This window comes from Pseudoalteromonas sp. 3D05, from assembly GCF_002723455.1.
Classification (GTDB): Bacteria; Pseudomonadota; Gammaproteobacteria; order Enterobacterales; family Alteromonadaceae; genus Pseudoalteromonas.
Genome location: NZ_PDUS01000008.1, coordinates 64,660 through 86,191, shown reverse-complemented (window position 1 = coordinate 86,191; position 21,532 = coordinate 64,660). Strand labels below are relative to the sequence as shown.

Here is a 21,532-nt window from a genome sequence, read left to right as displayed (position 1 = left end):
TATGCATTTATTGCTTGTTGAAGATGATAAATTGGTGGCTGAAGGCTTATGTCGATCACTTCGCCAACAAGGATACAGTGTTGAACATTGTGCGAGTATAAGTTCAGCCATGCAATGGTTACAAAGCGATGAAATTGAACTGCTAGTATTAGATTTAGGACTACCTGATGGCGATGGTATTGATGTATTAAAACACGTCAAAAAACATCGCCCTAACTTACCTGTCGTTATTTTAACGGCACGCGGTAGTATTGACGATAAAGTACAAGGGTTAGATTTAGGCGCTGATGATTATTTAGCTAAGCCATTTGACCCTGCTGAGTTATTTGCCCGTTTAAGAGTCGCTAGTCGGCGCGTAACTCAAACGCAATCAAGTAAAATTACAGTGGCTAACATTGTGATGGATACTTCAGCATTCACTGTGTCAGTGGATCAGCAAGCTATTAATTTACCACGTAAAGAGTTTATGCTTCTTAAAGCACTGTTCGAAAACCAAGGTCGCGTGTTATCTAAACAACAATTAGAGAGCAAGCTCTACGAGTGGGGAGAAGAAGTCGGGTCAAATACGATTGAAGTACACATTCACCATCTTCGTAAAAAACTTCCTAAAGAGTTGATCAAAACCTTACGAGGTATCGGTTACGTGGTAGGCAAACGCTAGTGTCTATCAAACGCAGACTCACGCTGATTATTTTATCAACAGTGATTTTGACTTGTTTTTTAGCCTTTAGTAAAGGTTACCGTGAAAGCATGATGCAAGCTGAGCAGTTACTTGATAATGAATTAAAGACTATTGCTCATGTATTAATCGAACAACCTATACACACAGATGCGCCGGTGCTGCGCAGTGATCTCACCCAATTACTGTTTCAAATATGGCAAGATAACAACTTACTCAGTGCGTCTGAATCATTAGCCGAGCTTGCGCAAAAACCAAGCCTGAATGGATTTAGTGTTGAAAACTTAGCTGGGCAACGTATGCGAGTATTTAGGTTAACTATGCAGACAAAACAAGTGCTGGTGGCAGAGCCATTAAGTAAACGCTATGCCCTTAGCGAAACGATGATTTTATCAGCAATGACCCCTTTGCTTTGGAGCGTGCCGTTACTGGCGATATTAATTAGCTTATTCGTTAAGCAAGGTCTAAGCCCTTTAACTCGTCTTTCAAAGCTATTAAAGACGAGGCAAGCTAATGACTTCACTGCAATTGATTGGCAAGTAAACGCGCATGAAATTAAACCGGTGATCTCACGTTTAAATGACCTGTTTAAGCGTGTAGAAAGTGCTTATTTAAGAGAGCGCTTTTTTGCCTCAGATGCTGCCCATGAGCTACGTACGCCATTAAGTAGTTTAAAAATTAATGTACATAACTTACGCACCCAAAACAATAATAGTCTCGAGCTTGATGCAATGGCTAAAGGTATCGATAAACTGAGTAATATTGTTGAACAAATGTTGATTTTAGGGCGCACATATCCTGAGCAATGGCAGGCACAATTTAGCCCAATTTCGGTGCTTGAGATCAGCCAGCAAGTGGTTGCACAGCTATACGAACGACTTGATGAAAAACAGCATACGATCAGTATAGAAGGCGATGATTATGTTATTAATGGCGACCAATTTACCTTAGCAACCCTATTTAGTAATTTATTAAGTAACGCCATAAAGTATACGCCAAGTGGTGGTAATATTGTGATCCGCTTAAACAATATACACGGTGTGTTAGGTTGGCAGATTGATGATTCAGGTCCCGGCATTAATGATGCCCATAAAGCACGAATATTTAATCGTTTTTACCGTGTTGGAGGTGATAAACACCCCTCTGGTGAGCAAGGTGCCGGATTAGGTATGGCGATAGTCGAACATATAGTCACAATTTATGGCGCGAGTATTTGTTTAGCCGATAGTGAATTAGGTGGCTTACAAGTACGAGTTGAATTTATGCAAGGAGCAGGGAGTGAATAACTGCTTTGGGTTTATTAGCCTGCTGCTATTTAGCGTATTACCGTTTACGTGTGTTGCTAAAGAATATAAATTAATTTTAAAAGATCACCTTTTTTATCCTGCGGAGATCATCGTACCGGCCAATACTAAACTAAAGCTTTTAATTGAAAATCAAGATAGTACGCCAGAAGAGTTTGACAGCTTTGATTTAAATCGTGAAAAAGTACTGTATCCAAATCGCCGTAGTGTGATTTATATCGGGCCACTAAGCCCTGGACGTTATGAGTTTTTTGGTGAGTTTTCACCTAACACGGCCCGTGGCGCAGTATTAGTAGAAGGAAAGACTGATGCTGATAACTAGTTTGTTGATGAGTATTAATCAGCTTTTACCAGTCGTAATTTTGCTCGTGCTGTTACAGTCATTGCTAAAACTAAACCAGCGAATGCTCATAGCCACCGCTTTTGTTGGGTTGCTGTGTAGTATTATTTATGTACAAAGTGCTGCGTGGTTGAGCCAGTTATTTGATTATCGCGGCCTAGAGTTTAGCCAAATGCTGTTGTGTGTCATTGTGTATGTTGCGTCACTTGTCAGTTGTAAGCAGCGACATTTATTCGCATTACTTGCAATAGTGGCGGTTATGGCGTTGTATCTGAGTCACTATTTTATTTATCTGGTTGGTTTTTGGCATAACACTGACACAGCAAAACCTTTGCTTATAGGAACATCTCTGGGAATCGGGATCTGCGGTAGTTTTGGTGTGTTGCTATTATTTTTACTGCACAGTGTTAGAGCACGATTTGGTGTATATCCCCTGATGTTATTTTTGGCTTTTAATGCCTCGGCAAAATTACTTATCGCATTAGATTTAGCCAGCCAAATTGATTTGATCAATATTACCTCCAATTACTTTGATTGGCGTGCAGTGCTAGTCGAAAACTCAGAACTAGGCCGTGTGCTAAAGGCTTTAGTTGGCTATGAAGCAACGCCAAGCAAAACTGCATTATGGCTGTATCTTGCTGCGGTTTTAGTTTTTATTGGCACCAGCATAGTATTTACTCGGCAATTTTCTCAAAAGGAGCCATCATGAGGTTTATTCTCGCGTGCTGCTTAGCTTCACTTTTGTTTATAACATCGTCTAGTGTGCGAGCCGATGGCATAGTTGTAGATAAAGTTTACCACCCTTATGTTTTACCATTTGAACGCGAATTTGAATGGCGTTTGATCTCTCATCAAACCGATAAGGGCAATATTTTAGCCCAACGAATTGGCTTAGGTGGCTCGTTTAACGATACCATGAGTTTGGAAGGTTATGCGGTTGGAGAGCGTGATGACAAAGGCAACTTTGGCTTTTCAGCTTACGAATTAGAACTGCGTTGGCAGTTGGTTGAACAAGGGCGCTTTTGGGCTGACTGGGGCGCTTTATTCGAACTTGAAATGCAAGAAGGCAAAGACAGTTATGAAGCCACAACGGGCTTTTTATGGGAAAAGGAGTTTGGTCGTACTAGCCTCACCATGAATGCATTTTTAGTGTATGAATGGGGCGGTGATATTAAGAATGAATGGGAAACTGAGTTTCGCGCACAGTATCGCTATCGTTTTCGCGCTGAGTTTCAGCCTGCTTTAGAGCTATACGCCGGGGAAGACTTCTTGGGTATTGGGCCTGGTTTTATTGGCCTGCATCGATTTTCTCCAAAGCGACAACTCAAGTGGGAAGCAGGGTTTGTCACCGAGCTTAGCCAACAAGGAAAAGATCACAGTTTTCGTCTTGCCCTAGAGTTTGAATTTTAAATTAAAAAGCCGCGACTAATCGCGGCCTTAAATCTCGTCACTAGTTTTGCAAACTAGCGTTGTTTGTTTATAAGTAATAGGTAAACTACATACTTTGCGCGTAGTTATACAGCGCTTTTAAAATCGTTAAATTCTTTTCGTTATCATCGTGTTCATGAGCCAGGTTCTCAAGGGTGATCATAAAATCTTGCGCGCTGATCGAGGGCTGATCTTCACCATGCATTAATTTGTTTTGGCAATACTGTCGCCATTGATCCAATTCATCTTGGCTAAGTGATTGCGGCCAGTTACGAGCGCGATACTTAAACAATAAGTTATCGAACTTTTTATCTTCAAAATCAAGCTGCATTCCCGCTAATTGCTCAGGGCTGGCATCACGAATGATGGCAAACTTGGCTTTATCTGCGTTGCTGGTAAAACCATCATAGAGCATGTAATCGGTATTAGTGGTTTTGCCATAGTCGGGATTGTCGTTAAATACTTCAGTGACTTTATCGCGAAGGTTTGGATTAGCTTTTAATATTGCTAAGTTCTTTAAGCATTGCTCACGGTCAATGCCTAAACGCGCGGCGTTTTCAGGTAATAATGTTTTAGCAGGCGCTAAAATAGGGCACTTGTTTAAATGCACCAGTTTTAAACCTACCGGCAATTCATCTTCACCAAGTTCGCTGCGTCTGGTATAAAGACGAGTGCGAAGTTCTTCTACCGATAAATCCAGTAATACTTGTGGGTCTTCAGTTAGGTTAAAACACACCACTGCATTTTTATTTGTTGGGTGAAAGCTCATCGGCGCAATCCAACTAGTGCAACCTTGCGTTGCAGGAATGCGTGATGAAGTGTGTACCAGCGGCGTCATGTTAAACACATCAACAAGTTCTGCTAAGGCTTTTTTACCGCGTAAACTAAAAAAGAACTGATATAGCTTAGGCTGTTTTTCTTTGATTAGTTTAGCAAGGGCAATAGTTGCAGTTACATCAGATAGTGCATCGTGCGCAGCGGCGTGCTCAATGCCATTGGCAACAGTTAAATGTTCTAGCTTAAAACTCGGACTACCATCTTCTTTGAGCGGCCACTCAATGCCTTCAGGGCGCAGTGCATAACACGCGCGTACTAAATCGATAATATCCCAGCGGCTGTTATTATTTTTGTATTCACGTTCGTACGGGTCATAAAAGTTACGATAAAAGCTATAACGGCTTACTTCGTCATCAAAGCGGATACTGTTATAACCGGCCACACAGGTATTTGGCACACTAAATTCAGCATGAACTTTGGCAATAAAGTCTGCCTCAACTAACCCTTTTTGCATCGCCACTTGCGGAGTAATTCCGGTGATCAAACAGGCCTCAGGGTGGGGCAAGTAATCAGCCACCGGCTTGCAGTATTCAATCAGCGGCTCACCAATAATATTTAAATCAAGATCGGTACGAATACCCGCAAACTGGCTCGGCTTATCCTTTTGTGGACTCGCCCCCCACGTCTCGTAATCGTGCCAATAAATAGTTGCTTGATTTTGCTCTTGATAAGCCATTTAAAAACCCTTTAAGTTAGCTTGAAACGGTTGAAATACCGCCAAGTTACTAAATTTATTAATTACTTAGATTATGGCATATGGGCGAAGGAGTTTATAGATATAAACGGGAAAGTTGCGCGATACAAGATACAAGGCATTTATGGGCTATTAAAAAAGGTGGGGCTACCACTGATGCGGTTTTTAGCACCATTCTGAATGCTTTACAGGCCAGTCTTTATCGATGAAAGTCATTCTTTCTGACTTTGACCTTTTATGGGTGTTACGGGGTAATTAGCTGTCAAAGGGGCTTTGGTTACTCTTAGCAAGACACAAAACCTGCAACATGATGTTTTGATACATGTAAACTGAAAAAGTTAGAAAGGGTGAAAGTTATTGTCAGAGGTGATAATTTCTTGTTGCTTATATAGCTAAAATCCTCCCAGTAAACTTGTTGTTTTATGCATTCTCATTAACGCATATTAGTATTGAATAAGACTCATATGGACTGCATAAGACACATATAACACCAAAATTATTGACATACCTGTCAATAAGCTTATTATTAAAAATAATAGACAAGTATAGATGCACTAAGTTTTACAGATGAAAAGGGGCTTTAGTATGAGTTTATTTAATCTATTCAAGTCTCGCACTGAGACTGAAAAAGCAGTAGATAAAGTTTTATCTGAAATGAAAAAAAATGAGCTTAAAGTTGATATGATTGGTACAGAAACTTTCAGGATTAACATTAACTCTCTCCGAAAGAGTAAAGTTGTTGAAGCTCAATTAAAAGCAGCAAGTTCAAACCAATAACCTTCTAACTAATTTAAAGCATCTTATAGATGCTTTTTTTGTATAATAAAAATGATAAAACCTACCGTATTACTCTTATTTGTACTGGGAATTTCTGGCTATAGTATTTTAACCCGCTGGCATAAAACCCACTTTTCTTTGCATCGTAGCAACGGCTATCATACATTTTTTAAATCTACCTCTGTAGGTTTGATAGTTTTTATCTTCTCATCATGTATTTATTATTTAGCTTCATTACTCGAAGAACATTTAAATTTTCAATTCGACTTAGGTCATTGGTTTTTAAAAAATGTACTCATGCTAAAAAATATAGATAACTCAACAGTTGCATTGTTAGACATCAGTCTCATATCGCTATGTTTAGGTATTATCATTCCATTTATATATTACTTGTTTAATGATAAAGAGAGTTTATATGCAGAAGAGTTTTTAACCGATGCAGATAGCCCTGATTTTTCTCGTTTATTCGGGCATTCAATCACAGAGGGTCTGCCAATTCTGTTCACTATGTCAGATAGGAAAGTTTACGTTGGCTATATTTATGAAGTTCAATCAAAAATTCATACTACTGATGTACATATTCTCCCTGTAATTAGTGGCTATCGTGATGAAAAAACATTAGCTTTGCAAAAGGTGACTCCATATAAAGAAGTCATTCAACGTATAAATGAGCAAGGTACACTGGACATTAAAGAAAAGTTAAAAAAATCAGGAGCTTCTGATGAAAAAATTGAGGAAACTATAGAAGCTAATGCAGAGCTTTTTGATCAATGGGATAAGTTTCTTATTGCATTACCTTTAAGAGAAATTAAGTATGCTCACCTTCATGATTTTACGCATGAGCAAGACTTTCAAAAAGCAGAAATAGATATGAAACCAAGAATTAAATGTAAGTAAACTACGCTGAATAATTTAAAGCCCGCTAAATGCGGGCTTTCAGTTTACTGGTCTACCCAGTTTTTGAACTTGCAATAATCCATAATTTGAGAGTTTTCTCCAAAGGCTGACTTAATAAGTTTGCCACTGCTGGTATCTGTTGAAATGTACTGGTCTATTTCATTACTAGTCAAGTGTAGTGTTGGATTATTGATTGTAAAGGTTGCGATGTTATCATCACCTAAAGCGTAGGCGATATCTAAATGTTCGAGTAGTTCGAAGTGAATTACTAATTTTTTAAATTGACCATTATCCACATGTGAACACAAACAATTTAGCAGCAAGAGGGATAGTTCTTGGTTGGATAATTGAGCTCTTAATATATTGCTGTATTTTTTCTGTATAGCAATATTTGAAAAGCTATCTTTTATCAATTTTAAAATTTGATAAAGGTTTCTGAAGTAACTCCCAAACTCTTTATTTTCTTCGCGGTAGAATACATTAAAAGTAGCAATAACTGATTGAGGTTTATCTACTTTTTTATGGGCCTCGTGAATAGCAGTGAGTAACCTGTTTACACAAAAAACACCTGGTTTCATATCTTTACTGCTCCCAGCAGTATAAAAATCTATATTAAGCTCCTTGCTAATTTTTTCATGTGAACTGGAGTAGTCGTATGAGAAATTATCTATCAACCGTCTATGCAATACCAACATATTAAAAAAAGTTGTTTCAAAGCTCTGTACTGCTAATAGATTAGCTTGCTCTTTTAATGCATCAGATGAGTTGGCAAGTTCGTCACGAGTTAGTCTAAGCTCTTCATTGCTTACTTGAAGTGCTTTTTCATTCTGTTCAATAGCTTTGGTGCCTTGTTCGATTGCTTTTTCACTTTGCTCCAGCGCTTTTTTATTTTGCATTAGTGTATAAGCAATTAAAATTAAGCTGAGTAGGGCGAATGTGGGGTTTAGTACACCGCCAAAAAAATCTCCAACTGCCCCCCAGTTACCGATATTAGATGCGAAACCTAACCCAAAATGAGAGATGAAAGTACCTATAGCGATTAATGCAGCTATTGCAGCGGTTATACAAATTCTTTTAATGAGCTTTTCCATGCTATCCCTTACCTTTAAGTGTGCTAAATAGTTTACCTATCTGATCCATGCCATCAAATGTGCTCGGGAGGTTTTCAGCATCGCTGATAATCCCACTAAATATTAGGTTTTCAAATTTTTCTAAAACAGCAGGATCACCTTTTTTAATGTCTTTAGAGTAATCAGCGTAGTTTTGAATAAATTGACAAAGTGTTTGTCTTAGCTCAATTTGAAGTATTTGGGCTTTTACTGATTTATAGTTTTGGAGTATTACTCTAAAAAAATATATAAGTAATACTTCTAACGAAATAAATGGAACTAGTTTTAACAAGTGAGGAATTGTTTCTTCGTCTTTTAGTATATTTTCAGGTAGCCAGCCAAAAATAGTGCATAATAATGGAACTATCATAACGATACCCATTGTAACCAATGAGCCTAACAGTATCCTAGATTCTAAGATTTTTGTTTTTAACAGTTTATTAAATCCGTCATATAAACCCACAAAGTTAAATGCAGTTTCTTGTTTATCTAACGTTTCTTTTAAGCTATTTACGGTTTTCTCTTTCTCGTTCAGTTCATTATTAAACTTATTTATTCTTTCGGTTATAGTATCTGCATAGGAATCAATTTTTCCAAGCGTAGAGTTGGCAACCTCATTTTTTTCATCGAATTCAGAGAATAATTTTATTTCTTTTGAGTTGAATAGATTCTTCAAAATATCATAGGGAACAGAAAATACTATGTCATTCACTTTTCTTCTGAAGTTAGAACTGAAATGTTCATCTTTTGAATAATTAGCAGCATTAACTCTTATTTTTTCTAAAGATTGCTCATTGAAAAGAGTGCTATACACGAGTTCTTCATTTCTTCTGAAATCGACCTCGTAAAATAACCTTATACAGCACAAGTACAATACTTCTATGGGGTTCTGTAAGTGTCGAGCATGATTAGTATCCAATTCATTGAAGTATTTGCATATATTTATTAATTCAGTTGATACCTCCATATGTTCTAAAGTAAAGGTATCCCAAGTTTTAGGCTGGTTAAAAACCTCTCTAATTATCGATAATGAGTCAACAAAAAGACTAAAGTTATTATCGTCAATATCAAAGTTATTCTTAAATTGTAACCTATCATCATTATCCCAATACTTATTTAGCGTACGTTCTAGAACAGCGAGGTTATTTTCTTTTTCAAAAAACATAATTAGTCCTTTAATTTTATTGTTATTAATCGTGTTAAAGCGACTTACCAGTAAATATAACTTTTCCAACCAATGTACAATTTCCATTCATTGGGATTAGTTGCTTTGGCCAGTTGGGGTTGGCGGCTTTTAGGAATTTGTGGCCACCTTCGATAATGAGCTGTTTAAAAGTGGCTTGGTTGTCGTCTAGGCGGGCTACTACGTACGAACCGTGGATGCATTCGGCTTCAGGGTCTACAAAAATCAAATCACCTTCACGGAATTTAGTCCCACACTCAGAAGGCGATAAGTAACATTTTTGCTCTTGATAAGCCATTTAAAAACCCTTTAAGTTAGCTTGCAACGGTTGAAATACCGCCAAGTTACTAAATTTATGAACTATTTAGATTATGGCATATGGGTAGGGCAGTTTATAGTGGCTTTACCACAACTTTGCTTTTTCTTACTTTTACAGTAGATATTTAAAAAACATCGATAAGAGCAACTAAGTGAAAAGCTATTTTTCTGGATTGTTTTTCAAAGTAAGTAGTGTTTGATAGTTAAATTCTAGCATTTATATAAAAATATCTGCCTTAAAATAAGTCCTTCATAAACAGAAATTTTATAGCTTGAAGACTTCAACCTCTATGATTGGTTAACCATTTAAACGCGTATTTTTAGCATAGGCTGCTCTGAGATCACCTCTTTGGGTTAGACTAAAGTCTATAAGTTAATTTTCTTCATCTATTAGGTTTGTTTTTATCGTTTGTCGCAATTGCATTAACAGCTTAAAGTTCAGTTGTCGGCAACAAAGACGACGTAACTTAATAGGAATGTAATCATGAAATTTTCACTTATCAAATCTATCGCACTTGGCTCACTTTTAACTTGTTCAGCAGCTGCTATGGCTGGTGGTAGTGACTATAAATTAATGGTTATTGAGCAAGCAACGGCTTCACAGCCACTCGAAGCGTCATTTAATAGCTGCGTATCAAATGTTAAGTTAAAAAATTACGCGCAAGCAGAGGCTATTTGTACACAAGCCATTGCACTATTGAAAGAAAGCGACGGTCCAAAATTTAAAGTACGTCAGTTAACTTCTTTTGCATTAAGTAACCGTGGCGTATCTCGTATCATGGCTAAAAACGATACTGCTGGTTTGTCTGACTTATATGAAGCAGCCCAAATCTCGAACAGCGAAATGGTTTCACACAACCTAACACGTGCTAAAGAAAACCTTTCTTTATAACAGATTACTTTTCAGCCCTTTGAATTAAAAACCACGCTGCCTAACTACGTGGTTTTTACTTTTAAGTCCCTCACTAACTGATTAGGTTTAGTTATAACTAACCAGTACCTATTGAAAAGAAATCTATCGCCAGGTGATTTCTTTAATGCCTAACTGCGCTTCATATACATATTTGCATTAGGGCTGCAATTGATACATAAATTCGTCTTGTTATCCCCGGAAACGCTTGCTCTAACGATTAATACAACATCTATTATTTTTTTAGTCTATTAATTAAAGTTCAAGTTAGTTCAATTTACATTCTTTGAATCCATCAAATTTTCACCATTTGTTAAAAAGCACACTAAAAAACATGAGAATTAAACCTCAGCTATCGGTTGTTTCGTTAAGGCATTGTTGATTTTAATTTGGTAAAATATACTGTATACAATTTACATTATGCAAAAATCTGTGTTACATATACTTTGTTGGACTTGATATGTGGGTTTGTTGGGTTCTTTGTCTATGTTCGAAATTGATAAACCGGTTAACAAGTACGGCTATATATCTTTGGCTATCAACAACTCGTGTGCGGATGACCTGAAGGGAAGTCAGTGAGGTTTACGTTAACTTATTGATAAAAAAATAAATTTATAAATAGATAGATTTGGTTGTTTCTCTTGCAATTAAATATTATCGCCATCAACAGTTAAATTGAAGATTAAATAAAATAATAAAAGGAAAACTCAAATGTTTTTTAGAAGATTGACTTTAACCAGTGCAATACTGTGTGCACTTTCTGGCTGTGGTGACAGTGATTCTACAAACACTTTACCAGATCCAACTCCACCAGTTGTTACTACGCCAACTGAACCTGAGGTTGATTATACCAGTTCACAAGAGCTTGCTTTAGCGCTTGATGTGGTTAAAACCAATATTAATACTGTGGATGGAGAAGGTCAGTCGTTTTACATTGATTTATCACAAGAGGCTGAAACACTGGTTATTAGCTTGTTTCCTGGGGTAGAAAACAAAGAGCTTGGTGATCCAGATTTGTATGTAAAATTTGAGGAGGAGGCAAGTGCAGGCGCTGAGGGGGTTTTTGATTGTGTATCTTATAAAGGAAGCAATAATAATGAAACGTGCATTATTGATAAGCCTAAGGCTGGTAGATACCATATTTATATAGACGCATATGAAGGCGGAGATGCAGTTGATGCTTCAATGTTTGCTACCACAGGTTTATTCAGCGCAAATATGATGTGTGAAGAACCTGTTAGGATCCGTGCGCAAGCAATGTCAAACGCTGAACTTGAAGAAGCGTGTGCAGTGATCACCCAGACGAAAAGATTATTTGATGAAACCCTGCACTCAGGGATCACGCCGGAGTTTCAACAGGCAGTTTCGAATGATTTAAATGAGATCACGAATATTCATATTTTCTCGAGTCTATCTAATCATGCAGCCTGGGCTGAACATCTTGTAAATACAAATAATACCAGTGGCATTTATTTTGAGACTTCTCCTACCCAGTGGTGGCATAGTTCAGATATTTGGACTTTTGATGCAATAGAGTGGAGTGATGGGCGTTCAGTTATTCGTTCTCTAGCTCATGAATATGTTCATGCATTAGATGGTCGATACAATAAAGAAGGCGCTTATAAGAGCAGTGTAAACTGGTGGACAGAAGGGCTTGCTGAGTACCTTGGTACGTTTAATGAGTTATACTACACGCGTGTATCTACCGCACATGATGGTGAAGCTGCTTCATTAGCTGATATCTTTTCTGGTAACGCAAATGCATATTCGTGGGGGCAGTTAGCCGTTTCGTTTCTAATAGAAAACCATTCTGAACTCGTTTATCAAATGCTTGTTTATATGCGTGCCGGTGAATGGGAAGACTTTGAACTGTTATTGGACAATATAGCTACAGACAATCAAGCTGAGTTTACAACGTGGTTATCAACAACCTTAGTTGATCAATATAAAGAAAGTGTTGAGGTTCTTACTCTTGGTGACTACAAGCAAATCAATGGCCGAGGTGGGTGGCTTTATTCTGTCGATGTGCCCGCAGGCTTGCCTTCAATCACTTTTGCAACTCAGGGCGGTTCAGGAAATGTAGACTTATGGGTTAAAAAAGGGACAGCTCTTCATCCTGCAATTGATACTGAGTTTACGTGTACGTCTATAACAGAGAATACTAATACAGAAAGTTGCACGGTAAGTACACCTGAATCAGGTAAGTATTATATAGCTGTTGCATCGGATTTTGTAGGCTCAGATATTATGGATCTTTATTTTAGTGCCTGCGCAGGGGATGACTGCTCAGTCACCACACCTGAGCAGCAGGAATTAGTGACTGCAACAGAACCCTACTTGCCACATTGGCCTAAAAAAGGAACACTAGGTACATGTAGTCTAGCTGAAACGTATTATAACTCGATTAAGCCTGCGCTTGATTTAAATATTACTAACCCAACAGAGAAACTAATTAAAGTTTATTGGCTTAATAGAAACACCGGTGACAAAGGAGGAAACCCCTATGTAACCTTAGGTCAAGATGAGAGTTATACCGCAGATGATTGGCATATAGGTCATCGTATTATGCTAACCGATGGCGCTGATAATTGTTTAGGTGTTGCGTTGTTGAACGATAAAAATAATGAATTTACAGTTACAGAAGAAATGGTTGTGAATGCATTAGATGAAGCTCCACCAGCTGAAATTCCAGAAGCAACAGCAGTGATGCAAAGCTGTGATTTAGTTGAGCCATATGAGAGAACATCCGATAACGCACCTAATCTACAAGTTGTAAATACTATGAGTGAACCTGTAAAGCTTTATTGGATTAATAATAATTCAGGGGAGCCGGCACTTAATAATGCTTATGCTACTTTGGCTGAGGGTGAAATTTATACTGAGACTTTTTGGGCGGCGGGCGATCGAATGATGGTGGCTGATGAAAATAATAGCTGTATTGGTGTACTGAATTTGAATGACACTGATAATGTATTCGTATTAGGCAACTGAAAACGGAGAAACCTAGTAAATTTAGTTTATAGATAATGGCGCGCAGTTAACTCTGCGCCATTTTTTATCATTTAAAATGAGCTAGTAAATTTAGCCAAGCATTAGACTAAAGTCTATAAGTTAATTTTCTTCATCTATTAGGTTTGTTTTTATCGTTTGTCGAAATAGTGTGAACAGCTTAAAGTTTAGTTGTCGGCAACAAAGACGACGTAACTTAATAGGAATGTAATCATGAAATTTTCACTTATCAAATCTATCGCACTTGGCTCACTTTTAACTTGTTCAGCAGCTGCTATGGCTGGTGGTAGTGACTATAAATTAATGGTTATTGAGCAAGCAACTGCTTCACAGCCACTCGAAGCGTCATTTAATAGCTGCGTATCAAATGTTAAGTCAAAAAATTACGCGCAAGCAGAGGCTATTTGTACACAAGCCATTGCACTATTGAAAGAAAGCGACGGTCCAAAATTTAAAGTACGTCAGTTAACTTCTTTTGCATTAAGTAACCGTGGCGTATCTCGTATCATGGCTAAAAACGATACAGCAGGTTTAGCTGATTTATACGAAGCGACACTAATCTCTGATAACACGTTAGTGTCTCATAACCTAACGCGTGCTAAAGAAGACCTTTCTTTATAAGGTTTTACCCTAGCTTATGAATATGCTTAAAAAAGCCACGTTAGTTAACTCTAACGTAGCTTTTTGATTTTACTACCTTCTGTACTGTCACCGCCTTTCTTCTCTATTTATATTTTCAGCTATTCTCTTCTATTACTTTTCCTCATCGTCACCCTTCGAAAAAGTCGTTTGTTTGTTATTAATTTGTTAAGCAATATCTGTTGGTGCTAATGGCCAATAAATAGAGCTGTTGTTGCTTTTGAGCTTCAATTATTTGTGCTTTGTTCATCAGGCCCATGCGCGATATCAACACCAACAACAAGGACATTCATGACTTTTTTAAAACCGTCGGTATTAGCGAGCGCTGTATTTTTATTTACCCATCAAGCGCAAGCTACCACAGCTCTTGATACCGTAGATCAGCAACTTGCCGATCTAAATGAGCAAATTGAGTTATTACAAAAACAGCTAGCAAAATTGACATTGCAAAGTAAACACATAGAACGCGTTGAAAAGCGAAATGACACTAAAGCCTCAAAACCAGAAGGTATAAAAATAGGGGGAGCTGTAAGAACTAATTATAGTTACGTCTCATATGATGATGGCACAAAAAATAGAGGGGGGGATTTTGACTTTGATATTTTTAGGCTTAATTTTTCTGGAGAAGTAGGCGATGTAGAGCTCAATGCTGAAATTCGCTTTTTTGACTATATGACGGCAATTAAATATGCCTATGCTGCATATGATTTTAGCCCTAAATGGCAAGTGCAAGCGGGCATCACCCAAGTTCCATTTGGCAATTGGCCATATAATTCACATAGTTATTTTTTTAGTACCAATTATTATATTGGGTTAGAGGATGATCATGATTTAGGAGTTGTTCTAAAGCGTAAAATCGCGGATAACTGGCAACTCGATATTGGCTTTTTTAAAAATGATGAGCAAGGAGGAATAGATGGTTACGTTGATAACCGCAGCGACCGCTATTCATATGATGTGGTTGGCTTTAGAACCCTTGATGAAGGTGTGTATGCTGAGCCAACTAACGAAATTGCAGAGTATAATACCTTGTCAATGCGTTATGGTTATCACGTTGAACATAATAATGGTAAAACAGAAATTGGGTTTTCAGCTTTAAATGGTGGACTCCACGATGGCACTGATCGGGCTGGTGATTATCAATCTTGGGCATTACACTTAAATAGCCATATTGGCCCTTGGAATTTTCAGCTTCAGCACGGCGAATACGATTATGATATTGAAAACGCAAATCGCATGGCCGTTGGTGCTTACTCTTTTTACGATAGTATTGCAGCGCAAGCGACAACAACCAATGCGAATATAGCATATAGTTTAGCCGTAGATTGGGGACCAGTTACGGGGCTACAATTTTATAATGACTACGGAATTATTTACGATAAGTCAGACAATAGTGAAGATACTTGGATGAATGTGACTGGATTTTCAGTCGCTGCTGGCGGGCTTTTTACTTACTTTGATTTTGTAAACGCGAAGAATCAACCTTTTATTGGAGGCTCTGTTGCCGGTGATAGTGACGATGTAGAGCAACGGTTCAACATTAATATTGGCTATTACTTCTAAGATAAGAGTGTGAATGTATAGTTAATACATTTGCGCTCTGTATGACTAATTGATATTTTAAGTTCATGTATGCACACCTGTGCATTTGTTTAAAGAATGGCCCACCACACCTTCCACGATCCGTAAATTGTAGTAAGTAGGAAGCACAATGAAAATAAACCCGTTACCGCCGTTGAATAGTTTGGTTGCATTTGAAGCGTCAGCTCGTCACCTTAGTTTTACTTTAGCGGCACAAGAGCTCAATGTTACTCAAGGGGCGATTAGCCGACAAATTCGCCAACTAGAGGATTACTTAGGAAAGACCTTGTTCACAAGAGCAAGCCGAAGTATTCATTTAACTCCAGCAGGGCTACAATATTACCAAACAGTAAATCGTTCTTTGTTAGATATAGCTGACATAACAGGGCAGGTTAAAAAATGGCAAGGTGATAAAAAAATAACGGTTGCGACCACAAATGCAATGGCTTCGTTATGGTTACTACCCAAAGTAGCGGAGTTTCAAAACTTACATGATGATATAGATTTGCGGATCCTTGCTTCTGACAATATATTCGACTTAACAAAATTGGAATGTGATATAGGTCTTTTTTACTGTCGAACGCCTCCTCTAGATATAAATGTTACTCCCTTATTCAGCGAAGAAGTATTTCCTGTTTGTAGCCCTGGTTATTTAAGTAAAATTGGCAACCCAATAGTAGCAGACGAGATATTTTCAAAAACCATTTTGAACCTAGATGAGATGCAAATGGGCTGGGTGAATTGGGAGGAATGGTTTAAAGGTGTTGAGCTTGAATTTATTGAACCAAAAAATCGAGTCAATATAAATAACTACCCAATGCTCTTACAGGCGTGTATTAATGGCCAAGGCATTGCTCTTGCGTGGGGATCACTTGTAGATGAATATTTACAAAGCGGTGTGTTAATACGCCCAACTGAACATGTGCTAGCAACAAACTCTAAGTTTTCAATGCTTGAGCCTAATAATGGTAGCCGTGTGCCAGCAAGTGTTAAGCTGTTTAGAGAGTGGTTACTAACGCAACTGCCCACTGAAGTTGGCGATACAGGCTTAATTTAAACGCTATTCTTAATAATATTATGATACAAGAAAGCTCCCGTAAATTACGGGAGCTTGTTTATAACGAATTAAGATTTAAGTTAGTCTGCTTTATGAGCCGGATTTAGATGCTCAACAGGCCCATCTAGCTGCTCTTTACAGGGGTGAACATGTTGGGGCAGCATAGCCCATGGTTTTGGCTCTCGACGTATGCTGTAAAACAGCGTGACCCCCATCATTAATATAAAAATAGAAATGGGGAAGCCAATGATAATCGAGGCATACTTAATCGCCTGCAGGCCACCTGCGTATATTAAAACCCACGCAATTAGCGCGATAACAATACCCCATAAAATTCGAATTGATTTTGGCGGTTCAGTATCGCCTGCTGCATCTAAAATACATAAAATTAAGGTTCCTGAATCAGCTGAGGTAATAAAGTAAGTTGCAAGTAAAATGCAGGCAAGTACGCTCAGTAGCTTACCAAGGAGCGCACCATCTAAGTTATCAAATAGCGTGAATAATGCACGCGTACTGTCTTTCTTTGTCGCATTTAATATTTGCCCGCCAGCAAATTCGTCAGCGTCTATTTGAGCTTTTGCGCTCGATATTGCTGTTTGTTGCTGATAGGCAACTCGCTCATTTTGTTCCATTTTAAGTGCACTTCCACCAAAAACAGATAGCCAGATAAAGGCAATAACAGTCGGCGCAACGAGCGCACCCCCTATAAGCTCTCTGATTGTGCGTCCGCGGGAAATACGCGCTATAAACATACCCACAAATGGAGCCCATGTCATCCACCAAGGCCAATAAAAAGCAGTCCAAGAGCTTTGCCAACCTGAATCATTTTGGGTGTCTGTCCATAAACCCATGCTGACTAGGTTTTGCATGTAGTTTCCGGTGCTTTCCATAAATATATTAAGAACATACCGGGTAGGGCCTATCGCCAATACAATTAGGACTAATAAAAGTGACAATAGCATATTCCATTGAGACAAAAGCCGGATACCACGGCCAACCCCAGATAACACCGAGCCAACAGCAATTGTACACAAAGTAATAATTAATATTGATTGAGTCATTAAGCTTACTTCAATACCAAAAGTTTGCTCTAATCCTGAGTTGATCTGGATAACGCCTAAACTTAATGTTTGGGCAATACCAAATGCAGTGACGGCAACAGTAATGATATCAGCAACATGACCAATGGGTCCGTAAATACGCTCGCCAACAAGCGGGTATAAAATCGATCTAAATGTAAAAGGTAAACCTTTACGGTACGAAAAATAAGAAAGGGCCAGTGCGACAATGACGAATAATGACCACGGGTGAAGTCCCCAATGGTAAAAGGTTAGTTGCATTGACATTGAGGCCGCTTCATCAGTTAACCCCTTTGTAAATGGATTAGAGGCATAGTGCCACATTGGCTCAGCGACTGACCAAAAAACTAACCCTATGCCCATTCCCCCTGAAAATAACATGGCAATCCATGCCCAAAAGCTGAATTCGGGCTTATCGTCATCGCTTTCACTTAATCTAATGTGACCATAACGGCTAACCATAAGATAAGCTAAAAACCCGACGACTAACGTGACTAAGCCGATAGAAAACCACTTCATATTGTAAAGAAGAAAGGTAGATAGAGTTTCGAAATATTGCCCCGCTTTATTGGCGAGTATCACGATAAATAATATAAACGCAATGAGTATAACTTTTGACGCTATCGTCACCGTGGGGTTTAGCCCTTTGAGGACCCCCGACTTAGCTCGAATGACGGATGTTTTCATGTGTGTGTGCCCCGATGTTGTTTTTGTTGTTGTTGAATAAGTTTTAAGAAACTAAAAAATTAACCTGTATTTTACAAATGATTAATTCTCATTGATTCATGAGTTTTGGTTATGTGAGCGTTTAGCACCGTGTGATTCACAAAATGTATAAAATGACAATGCATGATAAAAACTCATAGGTAGGAGGCTAATTAATCGTTTGTTTACTGCGTTTTTGTTAATCAAAATCAACTCAATTGAGAGCAAAGTGTAGTTGCGCTGAATAGGCTTATTTGAGGTTGGTTGTATCTAACTTTTAAAGAAAGCCATGGTGTTTCTGCAATTGTATGTACCGTCACTTCCACACTTAGAGATACAACAATGAGCATTGAAAAACAAACAATTATTCCTATCCAGCAAATTGACCGAGTTTTAAACCCTATCCATGAAGCAACGGGTATGCCTAATGAAGCTTATACAAATCCTGAGTATTTTAAATTTGAGCGTGATCACGTTTTCAGCAAAACTTGGGTATGCGTAGGCTTTGCATCTGATTTAATAAAAAATGGTTATGTTTTACCTATTGATTTTATGGACTTGCCTTTATTGATGATGAAAAACCGCCAAGGTGATGTGCAAGTATTTCATAATGTATGTAGCCACCGTGGAATGAAGTTAGTACACGAAGCGGGTGAAGTTCAGGGCATGATCCGCTGCCCTTATCACTCTTGGACATATGATTTAAATGGCAGTCTAAAAGGCACACCTCATGTGGGAGGTATAGGCAAACATAAGGACGATCGCTTTAAATGTGAGCAACACGGGTTAAAACCACTGCGTTCAGCTATATGGATGGATATGGTATTCGTCAATTTATCTGCTGATGCGCCAAGTTTTGACCAACACATTGCGCCTCTTCAAAAACGTTGGCATGAATTTTTAGGCGATGATGGGCTTAGTTTATTACGCAGAGCGAATATGGGCGGTCACCTCGAAATCGAAGTTAAAAGTAACTGGAAGCTAACCATAGAGAACTTTTGTGAAGCCTATCACTTACCCTGGGTTCACCCTGCATTAAACACTTATTCGAAGCTAGAAGATCATTACAATATTATGTTTGATGAACGTTTTTCTGGCCAAGGAAGCTACAAATATAATTTATCCGATACTGCAGGGACCCATCTTCCTAAATTTCCTAGCTGGCCAGAAGATAAACTGCGCCATGCCGAATACATTGCGTTGTTTCCAAATGTATTAATTGGCATTCAAGCTGATCATGCATTTGCCATGATGATTGACCCAATTAGCACTGACAAAACGATTGAGCGACTACGTATATTTTATATCACCGATGAAGCAACTAAAGATGAATACGCAGCCTGTCGTACAGCAACACTTGAATCTTGGCGCGTGGTGTTTGGTGAAGATATCGGAGCTGTTGAAGGGATGCAGCAAGGTCGTTATTCACCGGGATTTGGTGGTGGGGCATTTTCACCAGAAATGGATACGCCAACCCATTTTTTCCAAATTTGGTTAGCGCAGCAAGTTAAATCAGTGTCGGAGGCTTAAATGAAGCATTATTTAAATTATATTGATGGCCAATGGGTTGATGCTGAGCAGCAACTTACTGTGATGAACCCTTCATCGGCCATGGCATATGCAACAATAGCAAGTGCCACGATAAAAGATGCAGATAATGCAATGCAAGCTGCAAGCCTATGCGTGCAAGGCGGTGAGCTTTCGCAGGTGCGCCCAGCCATTCGCACTACATGGATGCTCAATGCTGCAAAAGCAATTAGAGATATAGCGGATGAAGGAGCTTTAGTTCTTTGCCGTGAAAATGGCAAATCACTTATTGATGCAAAAGATGAGTTTTTAGAGGCCGCTCGCTATTTTGAGTATTACGGCGGGATGGCGGATAAACTTGAAGGCACATCTATCCCTTTAGGCAAAAACTATATTGATTTTACCCAATATGTGCCAATGGGCGTGTCGGTACAAATTGTTCCATGGAATTTCCCCGTATCAATTTGTGCACGTTCTTTAGCGCCTGCATTAGCAGCAGGAAATGCTGTAGTGATTAAGTCACCCGAAATATCTCCCATAGGTATGGTGTACTTAATTAAAGCACTGCAAAGAGCAGGCTTTCCTAAAGGGGCAGTTAATTTACTGTGCGGTAAAGGTTCTACTGTAGGCAGCCACTTGGTTTCACATAAAGATGTGAATCAGATTGTTTTTACAGGCTCAGTTCCTACAGGTCAGAGAATATTAAAAGATGCCGCTGCACGAGCTACTCCGTCTGTCATGGAGTTAGGTGGGAAGTCGGCTGCCATTGTTCTCAGTGATGCTGATATAAATAAAGTTATTAGCAGCGTACGCGCTGGAATTTTCTTTAATGCAGGGCAAGTTTGCTCAGCTATGTCACGTCTTTTAATTCATCAATCACGATATGAAGAAGTAAAAGATGCTGTGGTTGCAATGGCACAAAGCTTAGTGATTGGCTCAGGTGAACACCAAGTTGATTTAACTCCTGTAGTTTCAAAAGATCAACAAACCAGTGTATTAGCAATGATTGAACAAGCAAAGCAAGAAGGAGCAAATATACTGACGGGTGGCTTTGCTCCCGATTTACCCGGTTATTTCGTCGCCCCAACGGTAATTGAAGCGACAGCTGATATGTCTATTGCTCAACAAGAAGTGTTTGGTCCTGTGTTAGTTGTGATGCCTTTTGAAGACGAACAAAACGCTGTAGATATTGCAAATGGCACTGAATTTGGTTTAGTTGCCGGTGTATTTGGTGAAAGGTTGAATCCGACTCTGCAAATTGCGCAACAGCTACGTGGTGGGCAAGTCTTTATTAATGAATGGTTTGCTGGTGGAATTGAAACACCATTTGGTGGCGTTGGCTTGTCTGGTTTTGGCCGAGAAAAAGGCCAAGAAGCAATTTATAGTTATGTACAAACACGCAATATAGCCGTTCGTTTATAGCTCTTGGGTAATCATGTTAGCTTGAAATGACCTGTTT

At 38.6% G+C, this 21,532-nt stretch carries 18 protein-coding genes and 1 pseudogene; 14 read left to right on the top strand and 5 right to left on the bottom strand.

All coding sequences use genetic code 11. The annotated features are described in order from the left end of the window. Nucleotide 1 precedes the first annotated feature (1 nt). Genes CSC79_RS10210 through CSC79_RS10190 form a run of 5 tightly spaced genes read left to right on the top strand, consistent with a single transcriptional unit; the run spans nucleotide 2 to nucleotide 3,733 of the window. Nucleotides 2-661, top strand: coding sequence for a response regulator transcription factor (locus CSC79_RS10210; RefSeq protein ID WP_087531624.1), 660 nt, complete (start codon nucleotides 2-4; stop codon nucleotides 659-661). Then, the gene (locus CSC79_RS10205; protein ID WP_099295706.1) at nucleotides 661-1,965 is read left to right on the top strand and encodes an ATP-binding protein; all 1,305 of its coding nucleotides are present in this window, start codon (nucleotides 661-663) and stop codon (nucleotides 1,963-1,965) included. Before CSC79_RS10210 ends, CSC79_RS10205 begins: the two co-directional genes overlap by 1 nt. Before the next feature lie 13 nt (nucleotides 1,966-1,978). Beyond that, nucleotides 1,979-2,305 (top strand): cupredoxin domain-containing protein, encoded by a 327-nt coding sequence (locus tag CSC79_RS10200; RefSeq protein ID WP_237114002.1) that lies wholly within the window; start codon nucleotides 1,979-1,981, stop codon nucleotides 2,303-2,305. Continuing rightward, a complete protein-coding gene (locus tag CSC79_RS10195) occupies nucleotides 2,292-3,032 on the top strand; it encodes an iron transporter (RefSeq protein WP_099295704.1) in 741 nt (246 codons plus the stop codon). Before CSC79_RS10200 ends, CSC79_RS10195 begins: the two co-directional genes overlap by 14 nt. Continuing rightward, nucleotides 3,029-3,733: a hypothetical protein gene (locus CSC79_RS10190; RefSeq protein ID WP_099295703.1), complete on the top strand. Its 705-nt coding sequence runs from the start codon at nucleotides 3,029-3,031 to the stop codon at nucleotides 3,731-3,733. The genes CSC79_RS10195 and CSC79_RS10190 overlap by 4 nt, the downstream gene beginning before the upstream one ends. A gap of 85 nt (nucleotides 3,734-3,818) precedes the next feature. On the opposite strand, the gene sbcB is transcribed toward CSC79_RS10190, so the two are convergent. Next, on the bottom strand, nucleotides 3,819-5,264 hold the full coding sequence (sbcB, locus tag CSC79_RS10185) for an exodeoxyribonuclease I (RefSeq protein WP_099295702.1): 1,446 nt from the start codon (nucleotides 5,262-5,264) through the stop codon (nucleotides 3,819-3,821). A gap of 603 nt (nucleotides 5,265-5,867) precedes the next feature. Here sbcB and CSC79_RS10180 point away from each other — a divergent pair. Further along, a complete protein-coding gene (locus CSC79_RS10180) occupies nucleotides 5,868-6,059 on the top strand; it encodes a hypothetical protein (protein WP_099295701.1) in 192 nt (63 codons plus the stop codon). A 51-nt stretch (nucleotides 6,060-6,110) separates the two neighbouring features. Further along, complete coding sequence (locus CSC79_RS10175; RefSeq protein ID WP_099295700.1) at nucleotides 6,111-6,956, top strand: hypothetical protein; 846 nt, start codon at nucleotides 6,111-6,113, stop codon at nucleotides 6,954-6,956. 44 nt (nucleotides 6,957-7,000) lie between these two features. Here CSC79_RS10175 and CSC79_RS10170 read toward each other — a convergent pair whose 3' ends face one another. From CSC79_RS10170 to CSC79_RS10160, 3 genes and pseudogenes are all read right to left on the bottom strand, one after another. Beyond that, on the bottom strand, nucleotides 7,001-8,047 hold the full coding sequence (locus CSC79_RS10170; protein WP_099295699.1) for a putative phage abortive infection protein: 1,047 nt from the start codon (nucleotides 8,045-8,047) through the stop codon (nucleotides 7,001-7,003). Between the two features lies 1 nt (nucleotide 8,048). Next, nucleotides 8,049-9,230 (bottom strand): hypothetical protein, encoded by a 1,182-nt coding sequence (locus CSC79_RS10165; RefSeq protein ID WP_099295698.1) that lies wholly within the window; start codon nucleotides 9,228-9,230, stop codon nucleotides 8,049-8,051. A 34-nt stretch (nucleotides 9,231-9,264) separates the two neighbouring features. Further along, nucleotides 9,265-9,495, bottom strand: a pseudogene (locus CSC79_RS10160) (S24 family peptidase); the annotation flags it as partial. Nucleotides 9,496-10,050: 555 nt separating this feature from the next. Between CSC79_RS10160 and CSC79_RS10155 the strand changes: the two are divergent. From CSC79_RS10155 to CSC79_RS10135, 5 genes are all read left to right on the top strand, one after another. Beyond that, the gene (locus CSC79_RS10155) at nucleotides 10,051-10,458 is read left to right on the top strand and encodes a hypothetical protein (protein ID WP_099295696.1); all 408 of its coding nucleotides are present in this window, start codon (nucleotides 10,051-10,053) and stop codon (nucleotides 10,456-10,458) included. A 729-nt stretch (nucleotides 10,459-11,187) separates the two neighbouring features. Next, complete coding sequence (locus CSC79_RS10150) at nucleotides 11,188-13,467, top strand: collagenase (protein ID WP_099295695.1); 2,280 nt, start codon at nucleotides 11,188-11,190, stop codon at nucleotides 13,465-13,467. A gap of 231 nt (nucleotides 13,468-13,698) precedes the next feature. Then, nucleotides 13,699-14,106, top strand: a complete 408-nt coding sequence (locus CSC79_RS10145; protein WP_099295694.1) for a hypothetical protein — start codon at nucleotides 13,699-13,701, stop codon at nucleotides 14,104-14,106. 309 nt (nucleotides 14,107-14,415) lie between these two features. Next, complete coding sequence (locus CSC79_RS10140; protein ID WP_099295693.1) at nucleotides 14,416-15,687, top strand: porin; 1,272 nt, start codon at nucleotides 14,416-14,418, stop codon at nucleotides 15,685-15,687. Nucleotides 15,688-15,835: 148 nt separating this feature from the next. Next, entirely contained in the window at nucleotides 15,836-16,762 is a 927-nt protein-coding gene (locus CSC79_RS10135; RefSeq protein ID WP_099295692.1) for a LysR substrate-binding domain-containing protein, read from the top strand. A gap of 80 nt (nucleotides 16,763-16,842) precedes the next feature. Here the strand turns inward: CSC79_RS10135 and CSC79_RS10130 are convergent, their stop codons facing one another. Beyond that, a complete protein-coding gene (locus CSC79_RS10130; protein WP_237113997.1) occupies nucleotides 16,843-18,528 on the bottom strand; it encodes a BCCT family transporter in 1,686 nt (561 codons plus the stop codon). Nucleotides 18,529-18,888: 360 nt separating this feature from the next. Here CSC79_RS10130 and CSC79_RS10125 point away from each other — a divergent pair, with 360 nt between their 5' ends. Continuing rightward, a complete protein-coding gene (locus CSC79_RS10125) occupies nucleotides 18,889-20,076 on the top strand; it encodes an aromatic ring-hydroxylating dioxygenase subunit alpha (RefSeq protein WP_099295691.1) in 1,188 nt (395 codons plus the stop codon). Further along, nucleotides 20,077-21,495, top strand: coding sequence for an aldehyde dehydrogenase family protein (locus CSC79_RS10120; RefSeq protein ID WP_099295690.1), 1,419 nt, complete (start codon nucleotides 20,077-20,079; stop codon nucleotides 21,493-21,495). The last annotated feature ends 37 nt before the right edge of the window (nucleotides 21,496-21,532 follow it).